The organism is Roseateles sp. (genome assembly GCF_039595595.1).
Classification (GTDB): Bacteria; Pseudomonadota; Gammaproteobacteria; order Burkholderiales; family Burkholderiaceae_C; genus Roseateles.
Genome location: NZ_JBCNLG010000004.1, coordinates 227,024 through 247,412, shown reverse-complemented (window position 1 = coordinate 247,412; position 20,389 = coordinate 227,024). Strand labels below are relative to the sequence as shown.

Annotated in this window: 9 protein-coding genes; 4 read left to right on the top strand and 5 right to left on the bottom strand. The window is 70.2% G+C overall.

The window, feature by feature from the left end; translation table 11 throughout:
- Window positions 1-4: 4 nt before the first annotated feature.
- The 5 genes from ABDW61_RS08050 to glk all read right to left on the bottom strand — a co-directional run bounded on the left by ABDW61_RS08050 (window position 5) and on the right by glk (window position 6,612).
- Complete coding sequence (locus tag ABDW61_RS08050) at window positions 5-571, bottom strand: hypothetical protein (RefSeq protein WP_343637917.1); 567 nt, start codon at window positions 569-571, stop codon at window positions 5-7.
- A gap of 135 nt (window positions 572-706) precedes the next feature.
- On the bottom strand, window positions 707-1,948 hold the full coding sequence (locus ABDW61_RS08045) for a HipA domain-containing protein (protein ID WP_343637916.1): 1,242 nt from the start codon (window positions 1,946-1,948) through the stop codon (window positions 707-709).
- On the bottom strand, window positions 1,945-2,319 hold the full coding sequence (locus ABDW61_RS08040; protein ID WP_343637915.1) for an XRE family transcriptional regulator: 375 nt from the start codon (window positions 2,317-2,319) through the stop codon (window positions 1,945-1,947). The genes ABDW61_RS08045 and ABDW61_RS08040 overlap by 4 nt, the downstream gene beginning before the upstream one ends.
- Window positions 2,320-2,456: 137 nt before the next feature.
- Window positions 2,457-5,249 carry a TonB-dependent receptor gene (locus ABDW61_RS08035; RefSeq protein ID WP_343637914.1) on the bottom strand — a complete coding sequence of 931 codons (2,793 nt, stop codon included), beginning with the start codon at window positions 5,247-5,249 and terminating at the stop codon, window positions 2,457-2,459.
- Window positions 5,250-5,592: 343 nt separating this feature from the next.
- On the bottom strand, window positions 5,593-6,612 hold the full coding sequence (glk, locus tag ABDW61_RS08030) for a glucokinase (RefSeq protein ID WP_343637913.1): 1,020 nt from the start codon (window positions 6,610-6,612) through the stop codon (window positions 5,593-5,595).
- A gap of 489 nt (window positions 6,613-7,101) precedes the next feature.
- Between glk and ABDW61_RS08025 the strand changes: the two genes are divergently transcribed.
- The 4 genes from ABDW61_RS08025 to ABDW61_RS08010 all read left to right on the top strand — a co-directional run bounded on the left by ABDW61_RS08025 (window position 7,102) and on the right by ABDW61_RS08010 (window position 20,347).
- Window positions 7,102-8,994, top strand: a complete 1,893-nt coding sequence (locus ABDW61_RS08025; protein ID WP_343637912.1) for a glucokinase — start codon at window positions 7,102-7,104, stop codon at window positions 8,992-8,994.
- An 88-nt stretch (window positions 8,995-9,082) separates the two neighbouring features.
- Window positions 9,083-16,675 carry a C80 family cysteine peptidase gene (locus tag ABDW61_RS08020; protein ID WP_343637911.1) on the top strand — a complete coding sequence of 2,531 codons (7,593 nt, stop codon included), beginning with the start codon at window positions 9,083-9,085 and terminating at the stop codon, window positions 16,673-16,675.
- Between the two features lie 40 nt (window positions 16,676-16,715).
- Entirely contained in the window at window positions 16,716-18,920 is a 2,205-nt protein-coding gene (locus tag ABDW61_RS08015) for a type I secretion system permease/ATPase (protein WP_343637910.1), read from the top strand.
- Complete coding sequence (locus ABDW61_RS08010; protein ID WP_343637909.1) at window positions 18,917-20,347, top strand: HlyD family type I secretion periplasmic adaptor subunit; 1,431 nt, start codon at window positions 18,917-18,919, stop codon at window positions 20,345-20,347. Before ABDW61_RS08015 ends, ABDW61_RS08010 begins: the two co-directional genes overlap by 4 nt.
- The last annotated feature ends 42 nt before the right edge of the window (window positions 20,348-20,389 follow it).

Here is a 20,389-nt window from a genome sequence, read left to right as displayed (position 1 = left end):
GCGTTCAGGTGCCCACATCTCCCCCACCGAACGTCTGAACCGTTGGCGCGTGGAAATGGAAGCCCCACTCGCATCGAAGCGATGCGAGTCGATGTAGCCGCGAGGCTGAGCTTCCAGTGATTTGATGAGGTCCGAGATTCGATCCTGGCGGGACCATCCGTGCTCCACGACAGGCCATTGCCAAGGAGCCAAAGGCACCGCGGGCGTCGTGAAGGCGCCAGTTGCCAGCCCCGGCGGGAGTCCCGCACAACAACACGACGGAAACCTGACGTCCGGACCTGGCCTTCACCTGCACGACCTGCGGCGTGAATTCCCAGCAGCCCACCACCAGGCCGACTTCCGCGAACAGCAATTCGGTGCCGTCCGGGCGATGCACCATCAACGACGAGGACCAGCCCTCCATCCGCTCGTCATCGTCGGCATCGCTGCGCAAGACATAGGTCCCCTGCGCCGTGGTGATGCGCTGCTCGCGGTACTGCGCCGACACCGGCGTCATGCTCATGCCGCCCAACAGCGCCATGGCGACAACCCCCACCCGGCGCAACGCGCACAGCAACAACTGCAATCCCACGACAAGCTCCAACCACGCCCTGAAGAAGGCGCGTCAGTCCGTCGCTCGCAGAGGCGGGTTCCGGCGCCTAGATCCAATGCAAACAGCCCCGCCCGGCTCACGCCGGACGGGGTTGCGTCATTCAGCTCACCCGATTCAGCTCCGCCGCTTCACGTGCTGCGAGGCCAGGTCCGGTCGATCGATCTGCTCGGCCAGCAGCTCGATGTCCCTCGACGACACACCAGCTTGTTGGAAATGAGCCTTCCAGCCGTTGACGACTTCGGCGACGCGCGCGACCTCTTCCGCCGCCTGCTTGTCCTTCATCCCGAAGAGATGAGCCTCAGACATGGCGTTGTCGATCGTCGAATCGTGCCCCTCCACGCCGACCCGCAGTTGCTGATATCCCAGCGCCTGTCCGGACGGCAGCACATCGAACGCGGGTGACAAGGACAACTCTCCGCGCTGCGTGACCAGCAGCACGTGGTTCTTCTCATGGTCATCGGTGTTGTCGATCAGGATGTTGAACACCATCCGCCGGAACAGCTCGCGCATCTCCATCTGCGACCGATCGCCTTCAATGACGCCCCGTCGCCTCAGCAACTGCGACAGCTCCGGATAGCCGAGCCCAGCCTTCATCGCCTTGAGCGCGACATTCGCCGACATCGCATGCACGCGCCGGCTTCCCGCCCGGTCGAACCGCCGCACCGCGACAGCATGCCCTTGCGGCAGCGTCAATGCGCGGGTCTCGGCGACCCGGATGCCGGCACGCGCGCACAGCGTCATCGTCGCGTGCTCGACCAGCGGCATGTCGAAGTCTTCACCCGGCTCCGAGAACTTGACGACCCACTGCTCGCCGTCGATCGTGATCAAGCCCTTCGGGCGCGCGCCACCGAACGTGACGCCCGGAGCGATCAGGCGCCGTCCCGCGTCGTCCACCGGCTCGCCCGCGAGGATGCGCCGCACCAGCTCGTCCATCGAGGCCACGTCCGCGAGATGCGGCAGCGGCCCCAGGCGGCGAGGTTCGTAGACCTCGGGCGATGTCGATACACCGAGCGCCCCGAAGCGCTCGTGTCCAGCGAAGTACAGGTAGTCCAGCACCGCCAGGCGCTTGGGCTTGTCGAGGAAGCGGATCACGCGCTCACCCCATCGATCGGGTCGCGCGTCATCGACCGCGCCGGCCGCGGTCTCCTTTTCCGCAGGGAACTTCTCCCCGGGATCAAGCGGCAGATCCTCGCTCAAGGCGAAGCCCTTCTGCAGCCAGTCCCGCCCATAGATCAGGGATACGCCTTTCAGGGCCCGCGCGATGCGCAATTCCCCAATCAGCATCGGCGCCGCCGGATCGCCCAGCCACCACAGCCAAAGCGCTTCGGACGGCTCATAGTCTCGTTCCCTGCTCATGCATCGCCTCCTCGATCCTTGCCCGCGGCGAGCCGCTCATCGATCGTCGTGCGCTTGCGCACCGCGCGCTGCTTCGCGACCCGCACGGCCTGCTCGAGCGCGCCGCGATCATGTTCGGGCGCGGCGAGATCCGGCAGCGCCGAGTCCCGCCCCATGAGCCACAGCGCCGTCGCATAGACGGCCATGGAGACGGTCGGATCGCCCTTCTCCATCCGCATCAGAGTCGGCTCGGACACACCGATCCGCTTCGCCCAGGACTTCAGCGGCTCCTGCCGCCGCTTCCTGGCAAGCGACAGGTTTTCCCCCAGTTCCCGCAGGTGCGCGAGTACCGCGATGGGCATCTGGTCGGCGGCGGCGCTGCGTTTTGGCATGACATATATATTAGTACATCAGCGAATCTGCAGATATATATCTCATCTCAGCAGCCTCGATGACGCCATGCAAACAGCCCCGCCCGGCTCACGCCGGACGGGGCTGCGTCATTCAGGCTCGCGGGCTCGGCCGGCGATCAGAACTTGTAGGTCGCGCCCAGCAGGAAGGTGCGGCCCCACTTGATGTACTCCAGCGGGCGATCCTTGCTCTGCGCGTAGGTGCGGTACGCCTCGTCGGTCAGGTTGTTGACCTGCGCCAGCAGCCCCAGCCCCTTCAGCGGACCATCGTTGAACGTGTAGCCGATCTGCGCATCCACGATGCTCTCGCCCACCACGTAGCGCAGCGTGCGCGAGCCGTTGAAGTTGCCGATCTCGCCGATGAAGTCCGAGCGCCTGCGCTGGCTGATCCGGAACTCGAAGCCATTGGCTTCGTAGTACGCGGTCAGGTTGTACACACGCTTGGACAGGCCCGGCAGCGCGATCGGACCGCTGCCCACGCTGCTCGCGCTGTCCGGATCCTTGATCGAGATGTTGCTGTCGTTGAAGGTCGCGCTGGCCGTGATGCCGAATCCATTCAGCGACGAGCTGATCAGGTTCAGCGGCAGCGACGCCGTCAGCTCCAGGCCCTTGAGCTGGCCACCCTGGCCGTTGTACGGGGCCGTGAAGTCGCCGGTCAGTTGCGCCGGCGGCTGGCCCGGCTGCGGCTTGTAATCGACCACGAAGCGCGAGAAGTCGTAGCCATCCACCGTCTGCTTGTAGATGTAGCTGCGCAGGTCCTTGTAGTACGCGGCCGCGGCCACGTAGGCCTTGTTGCCGAAGTACTTCTCCCACGACAGGTCGACCGCGTTGGCACGCCACGGATTCAGCGTCGGGTTGCCGCCCGTGGCGCCCGGCCTGCCGGTCGTGCCATTGACGCCGAACTCCAGGCCCGCGTTCATCTGCTCCACGCGCGGACGCGCCATCTGCTTGGCCAGCGCGAAGCGCACCGTCTGATCGCCCGGCAGACTCCACGACAGGTTCAGCGACGGCAGGTAGTCCGTGTAGGTCTTGCCGCCTTCGATCGGCTTCACGCCGCCGGTGCCGTTGTTGAGCGTCGAGTCCCAGTAGTTGGACTGCGAGGACTGGTCCGTGCGCACCACCTGCAGGCCGACGTTGCCGCGCATCGGGATGCCGAAGGTGGTCGCGTCCAGGTTGCCCTTCAGATAAACCGTCGCCGCCTTCTCCTTGACCTGCCAGGCCTTGGGAATCAGGTAGCTGGCCGTTTCACCCGGATTGAAGGTCATGTAGCGGCCGACCGCGCCCGGCACGTTCCAGGCCGGGATCAGACCCAGGCCGGCGAAGCTCAGGTCCACCGGGCTGTACTGCAGGTCCGAGGCGATCGTCGTCGGGCCTTGCGCGCCGACATTGATGTTGCCTTCAGGCTGACGCTTCTTCTTCGAGCGGTCCGCGTAGTTCAGGCCCGCCTCGAAATCCGAGAACAGCCCCGATGCGAAGTCCGGCGCCGGGAGGTTGGCCACCAGCTTGAAGCCGGTCAGCTCGTCCTTGACGCTGGGCACCTTGCCGTAGCCCGAGCCGTAGATCGTGTCCTGCAGGTACAGCAGCGCCGGGTCCGAGTACTTCTGCGTCGGCACGATCTGCGAGAAGTCGCCCGTCTTGAACGCCAGCGCCACGTTGTCCAGCGGCCAGTTGGTCGCCGAGGCCCGCGCGAGCTGGGTGTTGTTCTCCAGGTTCAGTTCGTTGCGCGTGGCGCGCGAGTAGTTGACGTCCGCCGTCAGCGACAGCCCGCTCTCGAAGCGCAGCTTGTTGTTCCAGCCCGCGGCGACGATCTTGTCGTCGCGCTTGTTGTACATGCCGCGCACCAGCGGATACGCATTCAGCAGCGTGCCGCCGGTCTGCGTGCCGTTCTCGTTGATGACCGGATTCGACCAGCTCAGCCCGGCCGGCGCGTTGTTGCCGTTCCAGCCCAGGTTCATCTCGAACTGGTTGGCGGTGTCCACCTGCTTGGCCTTGGTCCAGAAGCCGTCGACGACGCTGGTCCAGTTCTTGGTCGGGCGGAACTCCACCGTGCCCATCAGCGCATCGCGCTCGGTCTTGCCCGTGCGGCGCAGCGCCTTGATGCCGCCCGAGTTGTAGGTGCCCGCCGGCAGCCCGGTGCGGCTGGTCTGGTCCCACGGCTCGTAGAAACCGACCTGCTCTTCCTGCACCGGCGTCTGCTGGTGCGCGTAGCCCAGCGACACGCCGATCGTCCGGTCGGCGAATTGGTCGATGTAGCTGGCGCTGAGCCGATTGCCGGTGGCGCTCGCGTTGGCCGCCTTGCCCAGCGAGTTGCGCTGCCCGCGCGCGTTCAGCGTCACCACGCGGGTGCTGAAGTTGAGCGGCCGCACCGTCTGCATGTCGATCGTCCCCGACAGACCCTGGCCCACCAGACCGGCATCCGGCGTCTTGTAGATCACCACGCCGCTGAGCAGCTCGGACGGGTACTGGTCGAACTCGACGCTGCGGTTGTCGCCGGTGGAGACCAGCTCACGGCCATTGAGCAGCGTGGTGGCGAAGTCGGGCGACAGACCGCGCACCGAGATCACCTGCGCGCGTCCCGCCACGCGCTGGGCCGACAGGCCGGGCAGGCGGGCGATCGATTCGGCGATCGACACGTCGGGCAGCTTGCCGATGTCCTCGGCCGACACCGCCTCGACGATCAGGTCGGAGTTTTTCTTCACCGAGATCGCGGCCTCGATGCCGCGGCGGATGCCGGTGACGGTCACCGTCTCCAGTGTCTTGTCGGCGGCGGCCTTGGCCGCGGCTTCCTTGTCGGCTTCGGTCTGGGCTTGCTGCGCGTGCGCGGCGCCGGCCATCACGGCCAGCGCCACCAGGCAGCCGGCCGCGACCGGCTGCACGCGGAACAGCTCGCGCGAGGCGTGCGATGTCTTCATTTGTCTGTCTCCTGTAGCTCTTGCTGCTCTGGAACGCCATCCGGCGTCCATCTCTGGCTCGCCCTGCGGGGCACTGCGACCTGAAGGTTCACGCTGCAGGGACCACGGAACCCAACGTTCGAAAAGAATTCTGTACTAAAACTAGATGTCGAACCAAGTTCTCGCAAACCCTGGAAGGCCAGTGAGAACCCTCCAATGGCAGAAAAACGACGCCACATTTTCGGGTTAACACCAATAAAACAGCAAGTTATGGAGCACAAATGCAAAACGGCGACCCTAGGGGCCGCCGTTATCAGTGGGTTATGTAGCTCGACTACAACTCAGCGATAGCTCGACTACGAGCTCATCGGACCGACTGCTCCAGCGCGAACGCGGCGCCCGCGAGCGCGGTCAGCGTGTCGGTAATCAGGACGCAAGGAACCGCGCCCAGATAGGAGGCGAAGCGCCCCTTGGCCTCGAAGCGAGCACGGAAGGGAGACTCGAAGAACCGGTCACCCAGCCGCGGAACGATGCCGCCGCCGATGTAGACCGTGGTCGCGCCCAGCGCCAGGGCGACGCTGCCGGCGAAGCTGCCGAGGAAGGCGCAAAACTGCTCCACCGTCTTGGCGCAGATCGCGTCGCCCGCCTGGGCGCGTTCCAGCATCTGCTCCGCCGTCAGGCGCTGCGCGGACGGCTGACCCTCGACCGTCGCGACGGTCGCATGCAGCGTCGGCAGTCCGATGCCGGAGAGGAAGCGCTCGGCCGACACATGCGGGAACTCCCGGCGCGCGACGGCGAGCAACTCGCTTTCGTAATCGTTGGTCGGCGCCAGCGTCATGTGGCCGCCTTCGCCGGGCAGCGCGACCCAGCCGCCGGAGGTCTCGATCACGCCGCCGACGCCAAGCCCCGTGCCGGGTCCGATGACCGCCAGCGTGCCGTGCGGCTTGCCGGCAAGCGCGGGGCCGGGCACGGCGGCCGTCTGCTCGGAGGTCAGACCCGGCAGCGACAGTGCGAGCGCCTCGAAGTCATTGAGCAGCCGCAGCTCATCCAAGCCCAGATCGGCCTGCAACTTGCTGCGCGAGAAGGTCCAGTGGCTGTTGGTCAGTTCGATGCGGTCGCTCTTGATCGCCGTGGCCAGCGCCAGCGAGGCGCGGCGAGGACGAGCGGAGACACCCAGTCCGGCGAGTTCCGCCAGATAAGCCTCGGCTGCGGCGTGCAGCGATTCATAGCGAGGGACGGGGAGCTTGCGTACATGCTCCACCGGCCGGCCGGGACCATCGACCCAGCCGAAGCGGGCATTGCTGCCGCCAATGTCCGCGACCAGCCACGGATAGCCCGCGGCACCGCCTCGACTGCCGGAGACCCCGGTCCGGCTGATGGTCATACCTGGTTCTGTTTGCACTCTTCTTGCCCTACTTGGTCAGCGCCGGATCGGCGAAGCCGAGAAAGGTAGCAAAACTACACAGCTCACACAAGAGAGGAGTCCCGAAGGCGGGGTTTACGGCGACACCTTCGGGTGGCAATCGAATGTGCAAGCGCGATTAACTCGCTGCTGTCATTGAGATTTTTCACCGGCAGTGCGCCGGGGCGATTGATGTAGTCACACTACAGCATGAACCACCCACCGCTCGTCGAAGTCATCCCCTCGCCCCAGCGGGGAGAGGGAGGGGAGAGGGGGATCGCGCCACACCGCTGCTGCCCTTCGAAGCACCCCCTCTCCCCTGCCTTCTCCCCCCTCGCGGGGGGCGAGGGAGTTCTTGCTCGGGGGCCTCCGGATCGCTAGGGCGAACCCTTCCGGCGGCTTTCGAGCGCCGGGACATAATCGCCCTTCCCTTCGCCGCGCGCGTCCGGCCGCGGCCATCCACCCTCTTTCATGCGTGAATTCGACAGTCCCCGGCTGATCGCCGACATCGGCGGCACCTTCGCCCGCTTCGCCCTGGAGACCGCCCCGGGAGAGTTCGAGCACATCGCGCTGCTGCGCTGCTCGGAACACGCCGACTTCCATGCCGCCGTGCGCGCCTACATGGACCGCCTGCCCAAGCAGCTCCAGATCGCGCACGCGGCGATCGCGATCGCCAACCCGGTCGAGGGCGACCTGGTCCGCATGACCAACTACCACTGGCAGTTCTCGATCGAGGAGGCACGTCAGCGCCTGGGCCTGGACACACTGGTGGTCGTCAACGACTTCACCGCGCTGGCAATGGCGCTGCCGCGCCTGCGCGGCAGCGAAATCCGCCAGATCGGCGGCGGCGAGCCGCGCGCCCACAGCGTCATCGGGCTGCTGGGCTCGGGCTCCGGCCTGGGCGTCTCGGGCCTGATCCCGGCCGGCGAAGGCTGGATCTCGCTGGGCTCGGAAGGCGGCCACACCAACTTCGCCCCGCGCGACGAGCGCGAGATCGCGCTGCTGCGCTTCGCCTGGAACGAGTACGAACACGTCTCCTTCGAGCGGCTGCTGTCCGGCCCCGGCCTGGAATTGATGCACCGCGCGATGGCGGACTACCTGAAGCGTCCCTGCGAGCCGCTGAGCGCGCCCGAGATCACCGCCCGCGCGCTCGAGGCCACCGACCCGGTCTGCGAGGAGACGCTGGAGCTGTTCTGCACGCTGCTGGGCACGGCCGCGGCCAACCTGGCCGTGACGCTGGGCGCCCTGGGCGGCATCTACATCGGCGGCGGCATCGTGCCGCGGCTGGGCGAGTACTTCGACCGCTCGCGCTTTCGCGCCCGCTTCGAGGACAAGGGGCGCTTCTCCAGCTACGTCGCCGCGATCCCGACCTACGTGATCACCGCCGAGCACGCGACCTTCAAGGGCGCCTCGGCGATCCTGGAGGCGCAGATGCGCAGCCTGCAGAGCACCGGCGGCGCGTCGGCGATCGTGGGTCAGATCCGGCGCGCGCGCGACGGCCTGTCGCCGGCCGAGCAGCGCGTGGCGGACCACGTGCTCGCCCATTCGCGCAAGGTGCTCAACGACCCGATCGCCGAGATCGCCAAGGCGGCCCATGTCAGCCAGCCGACGGTGATCCGCTTCTGCCGCTCGCTGGGTTGCGAGGGGCTGTCCGACTTCAAGCTGCGGCTGGCCTCGGGCCTGACCGGCACGGTGCCGGTCAGCCACACCCAGGTGACGCAGGACGACTCGATGGTGGAGCTCGGCGAGAAGGTGCTGGGCAACACCGCCTCGGCGATCCTGCAGGTGCGCAGCCAGCTCAACCGCGACACCATCGACCGCAGCATCGAACTGCTGCTCAAGGCACCGCGGATCGAGTTCTTCGCCATCGGCCATTACGGCGTGGTCGCGCAGGACGCGCAGTTCAAGTTCCTGCGCCTGGGCATCGCCTGCAACGCCTACGTCGAGCCGCGTCTGCAGCTGCTGGCCGCGCGCACGCTCAAGGCGGGCGACGTGGCGGTGCTGATCAGCAGCAGCGGCAAGCTGCCCGAGCTGATCGCCGTGGCCGACGCGGCGCGCGAGCGCGGCGCCCACGTGGTGGCGATCACCGCCAGCCAGTCGCCGCTGGCCAAGAAGGCCGACGCGGCGCTGATCGTCGACCACGTCGAGGATGTCGCCACGCACCTGCCCATGATCAGCCGCATCCTGCACCTGCTCGTGATCGACATGCTGGCGGTGGGCGTGGCCATGCGGCGCGACAACGCCGCGCCGGTACTGCGCGCGGCACAGCCGGGACTGGACGAGTCGATCGACAGCGTGCTGTCCAGCGCGCCGGGCGTCACGCTGGCCGCGCCGCTGGCAAAGCTGACCGCGCACAGCCGCTGAACCTCACCGCGGGACGCGGCGCGGCCCTTCGGGGCCGCGATGGATCCGGCACTCAGGGCGCTGGTCCACTTCCGCGCCAGGTGTCGTCATGCATCCCCTTCCCTCCGCGTCCGCCGCGTCGCGCGTGCCGGCGGCCGGCTGGTCGCCGATCACGGCGCTCTCCTCCCTGGAGCGCACGCATGCGGTGATCGACCTGCTGTACGCCGTGCGCGGCGCCGGCCTGACCGACACGACGATCGGCGCGATCCAGGGCATCGCCATCAGGGCCCTGGCCGCCGCCTTGCTCACCAGTCCGAGCGATCCGGCGCTGCAAGCCATCGGCGCCGATCTCGCCGCCGGCCTGAACGATGCCGGCCGGCTCAAGCAGGCGCTGGACGGGCTGCATCGCCTGGACATCCGCCCCGGGATCAACTGGCTCGAAGCACCGCCGGGCATCGACGTCACGGATCCCTTCCTGAGCGATGGACGTCCGTCCTCCGCCGGCCGCTCCTCCGCCGCCTCGGCCGACGTCGTCTTCCTGCGGGTGCTCGACGCGCTGGACGGCTTCCTGAGCGCCCACCTCCAGCGCACCAGCCCGGGCCTCCAGACCCAAGGCCTCGGCAGCACGGCGGCGCATCGCCGCGTGCTGACGCGCGCACTGCGATCAAGCCTGACCGGCCACCCGTTCAGGATCGAACTCGACCCGCCCTCGTCCGCCGACCCGCTCGCGCATCGCCCGTCGGCGGCGCTGCTTGAAGGGTGGCACGCGCAACTGGCCCAGTCGGAGCCCGCCTTGCGACGCATGGCCGCGCTCGATCTCATGCCGCCGCCGGTGGTCACGCGGCGCTCACCGCCATCCTGGCGGGCGGATGCATGGACGGCCACCGAGGACGGTCAGTTCATCTCCACCAGCGCGTCGTTCGCGGACGAACTGCCCTTGCTGCTGATGCTGACCGAGGACCTGGACTTCGATTGGATTGGCCCCGGCGAGTTCAAGTCCTGGTTTCTCGAGCAGCAGGCCGATTGGGCGAGGTTGCGGCGCGAGGATCTGCAGCATCTTCAACTCGAGATCGCGCATGGCCGCAGGCTCAGCGCCGACGAAACCCGGGCCTTGGCCCACCTGATGGACGAGCTCGACGACAAGATCGAGTGGGCCGGCCGGGCCGCCGAACTGCAGGGAAGCGGCGGTGCGCTGGCGGAGGCCGGCAACGATGCGATCAACGACCTGGTGCGCTGGAAGCGCCGGGGCCGGATCGCGCCGCTGCTGCCCCTGTTCCAGGACTCCCCGGACATGGCCCCTCTGCTGGAACAGATCAGGGCGACCGACGAGATCCGTTTCGCCGCGGCATCCTCGGCGCTGGCCTGGCCGGCTTCCCTGGAATCCTTCCTGCCCATGCCCGCGCTCAAGTGGGTCACGCCCGGACTGGCGCAAGTGCTGGATCGAGAGGACGGGTCGGTGACCTTCCTGCGCGAGGGACGCGCGCTCGCCCGCATGAAGGTGCCTGCGCTGCGCCACTATCGGAGCCGGAACCCGCGTCTGTCCCGATGGGATGCCGAATGGCGCCAGGACCTGGACCTGTTCACGCTGGAGCTCTTCATCCTGCGCCACCTGCGTCCCAGGGACGGCCGGAGCCCCATCGCCCTGCTGCCCCGGCTCGAACTGCGCGGGCGCGAGATCCGGGCCGGCGATCTGGTGCTCGCGGCCACGAACACGCCCATCGCGGACTACGACAGCTCCACCTCGACCGTGACCTGGCAGCCTGACCGCGACAACGTCGCCACGGCCCTGCGGCTCCTGCGCCCAGGACCGCCACCGGCCGCCGATGCCGCGCATTGGGGCGCGCACGGCTTGAACCTGCCGCTGCCCGACGAGCCGCCGGCCCCGGCCGCGCCCCCGAAGCGGCTGCGGCTGATCTTTCAGCTCGACGACTCCGCGCAGGGCTACACGGCCGCGTGGCTGCAGTACCGCAAGCATGCCGGCGAGGCCGCGTGGCTCCAGCGCGGCGGCGAGAACCGGGGTGAGGCCCGGATCCTGCGGGGTCAGGCCTTGCTGAACGCCGCCGGCGACGCCACGCAGGTCAGGATCGCGCTGGTGGGCCGTTCCGGCCGCCTGGACGGCGGCAGCGAGCAGGGCCTGGCCGGATGGCCGTCGTGGCGCCTCGCCGGCCAGCTGGACGTCTGGCTGACGAAGCTGGCGCTGGCCGCCCCGGCGCGCGGCCGCATCAGCGGCATCCAGCTGGTGTCCTGCGATGTCGCGAGCCCCGGGCTGGACCCGAACTTCGCGACCCGTTTCCTGAAGACGCTCGACACCTACGAGTGGGCACGCGGCGTCCCGCTCACCGCGCCGACGGGGGAACTGCACCTCACCGAGTCGCGCGGCGACGGCGGCGGCGCCGGCAAGATCCGCAAGCTGACGATGCACGTGCAGGCCGATGGCACACGCAGGCTCACCCACCATCGGCCCGGCGACCTCGTCGTGATGACCTACGACCGCGACAGCGCCAGCGTGCGGGTCGTCGAACGGCATCCCGCGCCGCCCGGCATCCTGCCGTCGGACGAGCGCTTCACCGCCTCCGACCTCGACTGGTCGCACGACGTCGCGATGGACAGTCCGGGCGCGAAGGCCGTGCGCGAGCTCTTCTCCGACCACCGGGGCACGCCGCTGGAGCGCGTGATGGCGGGCATCGCCGATGACGCCCTCGGGCCGCCCCAGGTGCTGCGGGAGGTGTCGAGGATCTCCGCGGACAACGCGCTGGACCATCTGCGGGCGCTGGGCCTGATCGAGGCTGGCACCCGCGGATCGCCGCGGCTGCGGGCGGACCGCTTGTCCGGGCTGATCGCCGGCAGGCACGAGGCCGCGCTGCTGCGCTCCGCCGCCGCGCTGCTCCAGCTGTCCGACTTCGCCTTCGACCGCCTGGTGTCGACCGTGCAGGGCGCGGCCAGGCGTTTCCTCGACAAGGCCCGCGCGCTTCGGACTTCGCTGCGCGAGCAACTGCGCCGCATCGACTGGAACGCCCTGTCCAACCAGGGCCTGGGCGCGATCAACACGATGATCGGCGCCGCCCAGCTCGCGCATGGCTGGCAGACGATGGACATGACCATGCGAGGCCTGTCGCTGACGCAGCTCGGCGGTGTCGTGATCACGCCGCTGACGCTGCGGCTGGGGGCCGCGCTCTCGCGGAGCGCCGGCCGCAGCCGCGTGCTGAGCGCCATCTCCTGCGCGCTGGCCGGCGGCGTGGCCGACGTCGGGCTGTCCGGGCTGGGGCTGGTCGTACTCGGCCTGCAGTGGAGGGAATTCCACCGCAGCGGCCTGGACACCGACAACCACGCGCATCGCAGCCTCGTCGCCAACACGGTGCTGGCCAGTCTCTTCACGGCCTTCAGCCTGGCCACGAACGGCGTGCAGCTGGCCACCGCGTACGCGGGCGGCGCCAGCGCCGTCGCGGGCACCTCGCTGGGCACCGCCTTCTCCGTGGCCGGCGCCGCGGCGCTGCCGGCCGCGCTGCTGGCGATGGCCACCTTCGGCGCCGTCAACACGGGGCTGTGGCTGGACGAGTACGGCGCCTTCATCCGGCGCGGGACCTCCAGCGGCGATGCCTTCCTCGCGGGCCTGGCGCTGACCTTCGGCTTCCAGACCGATGTCATCCGCCGGGCCGAGGTCGAGAAGCTGGCCATCGGCGAGGCCCGCAAACGGTCCGCCGCGCGCCGCGCCGCGTGGGAGGCCGACCTCGCCTTCCGCGGCGCGTCGCTGGCCAAGGCCGGCTACGGCCGCATCCGCCATCCGGATCTGGCGTTTCCGGTGAAGCACGCGACCTTCAAGATTCCAGGCGCGAACCCGCCCTACACCTTCGTCCTGCAGGACCGCGCTCCGGTGCCGCGCAGCTCCGCGATCGTGACCCGTCCGCATGCGGACGCCCGCGCGGCGGACACGGTTTCGACGGCATGGCTGGACGTGCATGAAATGCGGACCTTCGAACTGCCGGGCGCCTCGACCGCGAAGGCCGACCAGCTGTTCGAGCTCTTCGGCGCGGCCGGCGATTTCAAGGGCGGCGCGGGCCATGACCGCTTCCTGCTCGATGCGCGCAGTCACGCCAGCATCGATGGCGGCCCCGGCACCGACGAACTCGTGTTCGATGCCACCGGCCTCAAGGTCAAGCTGCTCGCCAGACAAGCCGGCGGCTACGCGGGGACAGGGAAGTACCAGTTCTCCGTCGACGACATCGCCACCGGCAAGGCCCGGCACAACGATCTGGCCGGCATCGAGCGATGGACGATCCAGAACGCCGCTGAGGTGGACCTGCTCGGCGGCCCCGGCGACGAGCACTTCGACGTGACGGCCGGGCGGGCGCGCATCGAAGGCGGCGGCGGCCGCAACGTCTACCTGCTGCGCGGCGGCAACCGGATCGTGGTCTCGTCGGCGGACACAGCCTTCTGGCCGCGCGGCGTCAGCGCCACCATTGAATTCCTGGGCCGCGCGGCCGCGCTGGAGCTGCGCGTCGACGGGCTCCACGAATCCATCGCCTGGCGCCGCTCCGGCGACGATCTGCTCCTGCGGTGCGAGGGCGGCACGCTGACGCTGGCCCGCTACTTCCTCGGCACGGGCGCGCCGCACGATCCGCCGGTCGTGATCGTCGACGCGACGCAGGTGCGGATGATGTGGATGAACGCGCAAGAGGCCAGCGATCGGGACCGGCCCTCGGCATCGATGAACAGGCACCTCTTCCTCGATGCGCGCGTCCCCGCCTCGCGCCGGTCGCTGACGGGCGAGAACGCACGGACACGGCATCACCTGATGGCCGGCGGCGGCGACTTTTGCGCGCTGCCACGCACCGCGGTCCCGATGGACATCGCACTGGAAGTGCCCGTCGAGCGCCTGCGCCATCGCCGCGTCGAGGACGACCTCGTCATCGAGGAAGTCGCCCCGGCGGACGCCGCCGCCAGCTACCGGCCGCTGAGGCTCACCTTGCCCCGCCGTGCGCGCGCCGACGCCGGCGAGCAGCCGCCGCTCGCGCTGTGGGCCCGCGCCCAGGGGCGCTCCGGGGCGGACGCCCCGCTCCTCATGCCATCCCCCGGCGGGCCGGACGGGGCGATGCGCCTGGCGCAGGACCGGGAGGCGCCCGGGACGCGGTCCTCGGACCCGCCACCGCGGGTCAGCCTTCCGGCCAACGCCGGCCTCGGCACGCCCGGTGATGACGTCATCGACGCCGGCGCCGTGCATCCCCGCGCCGTGATGACGGGCGGCGATGGCGCCGACACCTATCGCGTGCCGGCCGGCCTGTCGGCCGTGATCGACAACAGCGCGAGCGACTCGGCGCACGACGTGCTCCACCTGGCGATCGCGCCCGCGGACCTGCGCCTGCGGCGTGATGGCGACGACCTCGTCATCGAGGGCGGCGGCTCGACCGTCCGGATCCGCGAACACGCCGTCAATCCGCTGGCCCGGCGCCTGACGCTGACCCTCGTGGGCTATCCGGGCATGGTCTACGCGCTGCCGGTCATCCACGAGAGCGGACTGATGGTGTACAGCCCCGATGGCGCCAATGGCGCCAATTGCACCGAAAGCGAGGTGCCGGGCTTCATCCCGGGCCGCCATCTGGTGCTGGCCGCGCCCGAAGCGCCCTGGACGCCCCGGCCCGCGCGCCGGCGGGCCGTGCTGCTGCGCCACCACGCCAGCGCCCGCATCGAGGGCCGATCGCTGCTGCTCACGTCGCATGCGGGGCCCGCACCGGGGCCGGCGTCCTCCACGGTGTTCCTGCAGGACTACTACCTCGCTCCCGAGCATCACCGGCCGGATCCGATGACGCGGGACAAGGCGCGGGTCATGGAGGACTTCACCGGCGACCCGCTCTCACCGCTGCTGCCGGAGGAGCTCGAGACGGACTGGCGGCGATACCAGGCCCAGGGCGCCGACGCCTCGATCGTCGCCCTGCTGCGGGCGCAGGGCATCGTGGACGAGCGGCGAGTGAAGGCGATCTCGCGCATCGCGCGGGATGTCCGCAGCGCGCAAGCCTCCGATCCAGGGCCTTACGAGCTCGCGGCCGTGCGGACCTATTTCCGGCTCAAGGGCCTGCCGCCGGACATCGCCACGCGGCTGCGGTCCATGACCCCGGCGCAGGTGCGGCGCGCCCATCACGTGCTGGCCGCGGCTTCGGCAGCGGGGACCATGCCGCCGGCCAGCTACATCGACGGCTACGCCGCCAGTCCGGCGGTCGCCGCCTTGTCGGCCACCGCCCATGGCGAGCTGCTTCGGCACCTGATCGTCAACGAGCGGTCGTGGACCTACGCGGAGCGCGTGCTGTCGCACGGGATTGCGCTGGACATGCTCGAGGCCTTCGAGACCTGGAGCGGTTCGCGGCCCGCCGGTCCCGACGGCCAGGACCGCCCGGACGGCTCGCTGGCCGCCCTTGACGATCTCGTCCGCCTCCTCGGCGCCAAGCCGGGCGATGCACTGGCCGCGACCGCCGACACGCCGGCGCTGCTCGAACTCATCCTGAGGGTCCGCGGCCGGCCGCCCGAGGTGGCCAAGGCGCTCGCGGCGGCGATGACCGCGGTGGACACCCTGGATGAAGACTGGGTCGACGGCATGCAGCGCGCGGGCGTTGACGACCACGCGATGCTCAAGCGGCTCCATGCCGCGCGCGTCCCGGTCGAAGACCTGGTGCGCGGCAACGCGCGCCGCGCCGCGTACGAAGGATCGGGGGATCGGACCGCGCTGATCCAGGTCGGCACGCGGGGCGATCTTGGGGAAGAGCGCTCATGGGGCAGCTCCCGTCTGGTGCTCACGAAGCACCTGCGCCTGGACCGCGACGGCGACTGGTTCGACCGGGCCGACGACCACGGCCAGAGCGGCATCGCGTACGAGCTCACGCCCGGTGAGCTCGTCCTGCCGACGCTGCGCGCGGATCAGGACATCGCCGTCGTGGCGGCGCTTCACGATGACGCCAGACAGCGCGCGGCACGCCGCTTTCCGCAAGGCAGCGGATCGGGCTGGAAGAAGGACAGAAGCGCCTTTCCCCACATCGTGGCGCCGGACCCGAGCGTGCGCTTCCGGGAAGCCGGGCTCGCGAGGATCGTGAAGGTGCCGGCGCGGCCCCCGGCCGCGGGATGGGGCCGCAGTTCGCCGTCGAATCTCGTGGACGGCTCCGCGGCGCCTGGTGAAGCCACCGCATGGCGGCCGCCAGCGCAGCCGGGGGACGTGCCGCTCGCGCTGGTCACGCCGATGCAGGGCCCCCAGCCATCGCTGGACTTCAGCTTCAAGGACGCGCTCGCGCTGACGCGCTTCGAACTCGCCGTCGCGCCGGCGGAGCGCCCCGGCAACGCGCCGCGCCGATCAGGCGCCGGCTCCTGGAGCGTCCACGCGGTCGGTCCGACCGGCCAGGAACTGACCGTTTCGCGGGGCGTCCGCATCGATGGGCGCGAGCCCGTCCGCATCGACATCGACACCCGCGGCGTGCCTTACCGCCGATATCGATTGACGGGATTCGCCGGCCACTTCGCGCCCGACACCTGGTTCACCGAAGTGAGCTTCACCACCGCCGACGCCGGCGCCACGCCGGCCAGCGATCCGGTCCGGCAGGCCGGTCTGCTGGTCCAGGCCGCGGCCACGCAGACCCGTGGCCATGGTGGTCCGGTGACACCCGGGCCGCCGGCGATCGTTCGAACAAGCGCGCCTCTGGCGTTGCTCACGACGCAAGCTGGCTGACTGGTCACTCACGGTGCCTTCTCCAAGCCCCCTGAGTCCGATGGACGACCCCACTCTCCTCCTTTCCCCGCCCTCCCCGCAGTCCGGCGCGCCGCGCGTCTCGCCGTTCGCCGCGCTCTGCCTGATCGCCGCGTTCCACGAGATCGCCGCCGATCCGGCCCAGCTGGCGCATCAACTGGGTCTGGGTCCCAACGACGACGCCGGCCCCGACGAGGTCCTGCGCGCCGCCCGCCTGATCGGCCTGAAGGCGCGCCGCCTGCCGATCCGCTTCGAACGCCTGGCGCGCCTGCCGCTGCCGGCGCTGGCCTGGCTGCGCGACGAGGGCGCGCCGGCGGACAGTCCCGCGCGCCCCGTGGTGCTCGGCCGCGTTGGCGAGCGCGAACTGCTGGTGGCCGACCCCGCCGTCGGCGACGCCCGCCCGATGCTGCTGGCGCACGACGCGTTCCGCGAACGCTGGAACGGCGAGGTCCTGCTGCTCGCCAGCCGCGCCAGCCTCGTCGGCGAGATGGCGCGCTTCGACTTCTCCTGGTTCATCCCCGCGCTGGTCAAGCATCGCCGCCTGCTCGGCGAGGTGCTGCTGATCTCGTTCGTGCTGCAGGGCTTCGGACTTGCGCACCCGCTGTTCTTCCAGGTCGTGATGGACAAGGTGCTGGTCCACCAGGGCCTGTCCACGCTGCACGTGGTCGTCACCGGGCTGGTGGTGGTGATGCTGTTCGAGAGCCTGCTCAGCGGGCTGCGCCATTACATCCTCAGCCATACCACCAGCCGCATCGACGTGGAGCTGGGCGCGCGGCTGTTCCGCCACCTGGCCGCGCTGCCGCTGGCCTACTTCCAGGCCCGGCGCGTCGGCGATTCGGTGGCGCGCGTGCGCGAGCTGGAGCACATCCGCGCCTTCCTCACCGGGCAGGCGCTGACCGTGGTGCTGGACCTGTTCTTTTCGGTCGTGTTCATCGCGGTGATGTTCGCCTACAGCGTGCCGCTGACGCTGATCGTGCTGGCCAGCCTGCCGTGCTATGTCCTGCTCAGCGTGCTCATCGTGCCGGTGCTGCGCCGCCGGCTGGACGAGAAGTTCGCCCGCGGCGCCGAGAACCAGGCCATGCTGGTCGAGTCCGTCACCGCGATCCAGACGGTCAAGGCGGGCGCGCTGGAGCCCACCTTCTCGCGGCGCTGGGACCGCCAGCTCGCGGCCTATGTGTCGGCGAGCTTCCGCACGCAGAACCTGGCCGCCTGGGGCCACGAGGGCGTGGGCCTGGTCGGCAAGCTGACGCAGGCCGCGACGCTGTGGTGGGGAGCGCAGGAGGTGATGGCCGGCGCACTGACGGTGGGCGAGTTCGTCGCCTTCAACATGTTCGCGCAGCACGTGGCGCAACCGGTGATGCGCATGGCCAACCTGTGGACCGACTTCCAGCAGACCGGCCTGTCGATGGCGCGCCTGGGCGACATCCTGAACACGCGCACCGAGGCGCCGCCAGCCAGCGCCGCGCAACTGCCCGCGCTGCGCGGCGCGCTCGAGCTGCGCGACGTCAGCTTCCGCTACCGGCCCGAGGCCGCCCCGGCGCTGCGCGGCGTCGACCTGTCGGTGCGCGCCGGCGAGGTGATCGGCATCGTCGGCCGCTCCGGCAGCGGCAAGAGCACGCTGACGACGCTGGTGCAACGGCTGCACCTGCCGCAGGAAGGCCGCGTGCTGATCGACGGCATCGACAGCGGCCTGATCGATGCGGCGCAGCTGCGGCGGCAGATCGGCGTGGTGCTGCAGGACAACGTGCTGTTCAACCGCACGCTGCGCGAGAACATCGCCATCACCGATCCGGCCGCGCCGATCGAGGCCGTCGTCCGCGCGGCCCGGCTGGCCGGCGCGCACGACTTCATCAGCGAGCTGCCCGAGGGCTACGACACCATCGTCGGCGAACAGGGCGGGTCGCTCTCGGGCGGCCAGCGGCAGCGGGTGGCGATCGCGCGGGCGCTGTTCAGCGATCCGCGCATCCTGATCCTGGACGAGGCCACCAGCGCCCTGGACTACGAAAGCGAGGCGGTGCTGCACCGGAACATGGCCCAGATCTGCGAGGGACGCACCGTCCTGATCATTGCCCACCGGCTCAGCGCGGTGCGCGGTGCTGATCGCATCGTCGTGATGGAACGCGGGCGGGTCGCCGAACAGGGATCGCACGAGCAGCTGCTGCGCCTGCCGCACGGCATTTACCGCCACCTGTGGTCGATGCAGGACGGCGTGGGAGGCCGGCCATGATGCGGCGCCTGCAGGCGGGCAGCGCGGCGCGCGCGCTGCTGGGCCGCTACCGCGACATCGCGGCCGCCGCGTGGGCGATGCGCAAGGAGCTGACCGGCCCCTCGCGGCTCGCCGACGAGGCGGCCTTCCTCCCCGCGGCGCTGGCGGTGCGCGACACGCCGATGCATCCGGCACCCCGGCGGACCGCGTTCGTGCTGATGGGCGTCGCGGCGATCGCGCTGGTCTGGTCCATCGTCGGCCAGGTGGACATCGTCGCGGTGGCGCCCGGCAAGCTGGTCGTCAGCGACCGCGCCAAACTCATCCAGCCGCTGGAGCGGTCGGTCGTGAGCCGCGTGCTGGTGCGGGACGGCGACCGCGTGACGGCGGGCCAGACGCTGCTGGAGCTCGATCCCACCGCGCCGCAGGCGGACCGGGAGAGCCTGGGTGACCAGCGCCAGCGCGCCGCCTCGGAGCGCTGGCGCGCCCAGACGCTGATCGCGGCGCTGGAGGCGGACGCGGATCCGGCGTCCTCGCCCCCGGCCGACTGGCCGCAGGAGCACCGGCGCGCGGCGGCGCAACTGCTGCGGGCCGACTGGTCGGACCTGCGCGCGCGGCGTGACCGCCTGGATGCGGAGGCGGCGCGGCGGCTCGCCGAACGCGAGACCGCGCTGACCACGATCGCGCGCGTCGAGACGGCGCTGCCGATCGCGCTGCGGCGCGAGGACGACCTGCGCGCGCTGGTGGACGAAGGCTTCGCCTCGGCCCACGCCTGGGAGGACCGGCGCCGCGAACGCCTGGACCTGGCGGGCGAACTCGCCACGCAGCGCGCCCGGCTGCGCGAGAGCGAGGCCGCGCTGGCGGAGGCGCGGGCCACGCGCTCGGCGCTGCTGGCCGAGACCCTCAAGCGCTGGCACGACCTGCGCGACGAGGCCGGCACGCGGCTGGCGCAGTTGCGCGCCGAGCATCGCAAGGCCGGCCGGCGCGAGGCGCTCACGCGGCTGACCGCGCCGGTGGCGGGCACGGTGCAGCAGCTCGCGGTCCACACGCCTGGCGGCGTGGTCACCGAGGCGCAGACGCTGATGGTGGTCGTGCCCGACGATGCGCCCATCACCGCGGAGGTGATGCTCGAGAACAAGGACATCGGCTTCGTGCGCGTGGGCGACACGGCGGCGATCAAGCTCGACACCTTCCCGTTCACGCGGCATGGCACGCTGCCGGCCACGGTGACGCGCGTGAGCCCCGATGCCATCGAGCATGAACAGCGCGGCCCGCTCTATGCCGTGACGCTGACGCTGGACGCGCGCACCATCGAGGTCGACGGACAGCCGCAGCCGCTGCGCCCCGGCATGGCGCTGAGCGCGGAGGTGCGCACCGGCAGCCGCCGCGTGATCGGCTTCCTGCTGAGCCCGATCGAGCGCACGGGCAGCGAGAGCCTGCGCGAGCGCTGACGGCGCTGACGGCGCGGCGGCGCGAGCGCGGATGCCCGGTGC

Coding starts and splice junctions, on each gene's coding strand:
- ABDW61_RS08010 (WP_343637909.1), top strand. CDS start 18,917: ATGATGCGGCGCCTGCAGGCGGGCAGCGCGGCGCGCGCGCTGCTGGGC.
- ABDW61_RS08015 (WP_343637910.1), top strand. CDS start 16,716: ATGGACGACCCCACTCTCCTCCTTTCCCCGCCCTCCCCGCAGTCCGGC.
- ABDW61_RS08045 (WP_343637916.1), bottom strand. CDS start 1,948: ATGAGCAGGGAACGAGACTATGAGCCGTCCGAAGCGCTTTGGCTGTGG.
- ABDW61_RS08035 (WP_343637914.1), bottom strand. CDS start 5,249: ATGAAGACATCGCACGCCTCGCGCGAGCTGTTCCGCGTGCAGCCGGTC.
- glk (WP_343637913.1), bottom strand. CDS start 6,612: ATGACCATCAGCCGGACCGGGGTCTCCGGCAGTCGAGGCGGTGCCGCG.
- ABDW61_RS08020 (WP_343637911.1), top strand. CDS start 9,083: ATGCATCCCCTTCCCTCCGCGTCCGCCGCGTCGCGCGTGCCGGCGGCC.
- ABDW61_RS08040 (WP_343637915.1), bottom strand. CDS start 2,319: ATGCCAAAACGCAGCGCCGCCGCCGACCAGATGCCCATCGCGGTACTC.
- ABDW61_RS08025 (WP_343637912.1), top strand. CDS start 7,102: ATGCGTGAATTCGACAGTCCCCGGCTGATCGCCGACATCGGCGGCACC.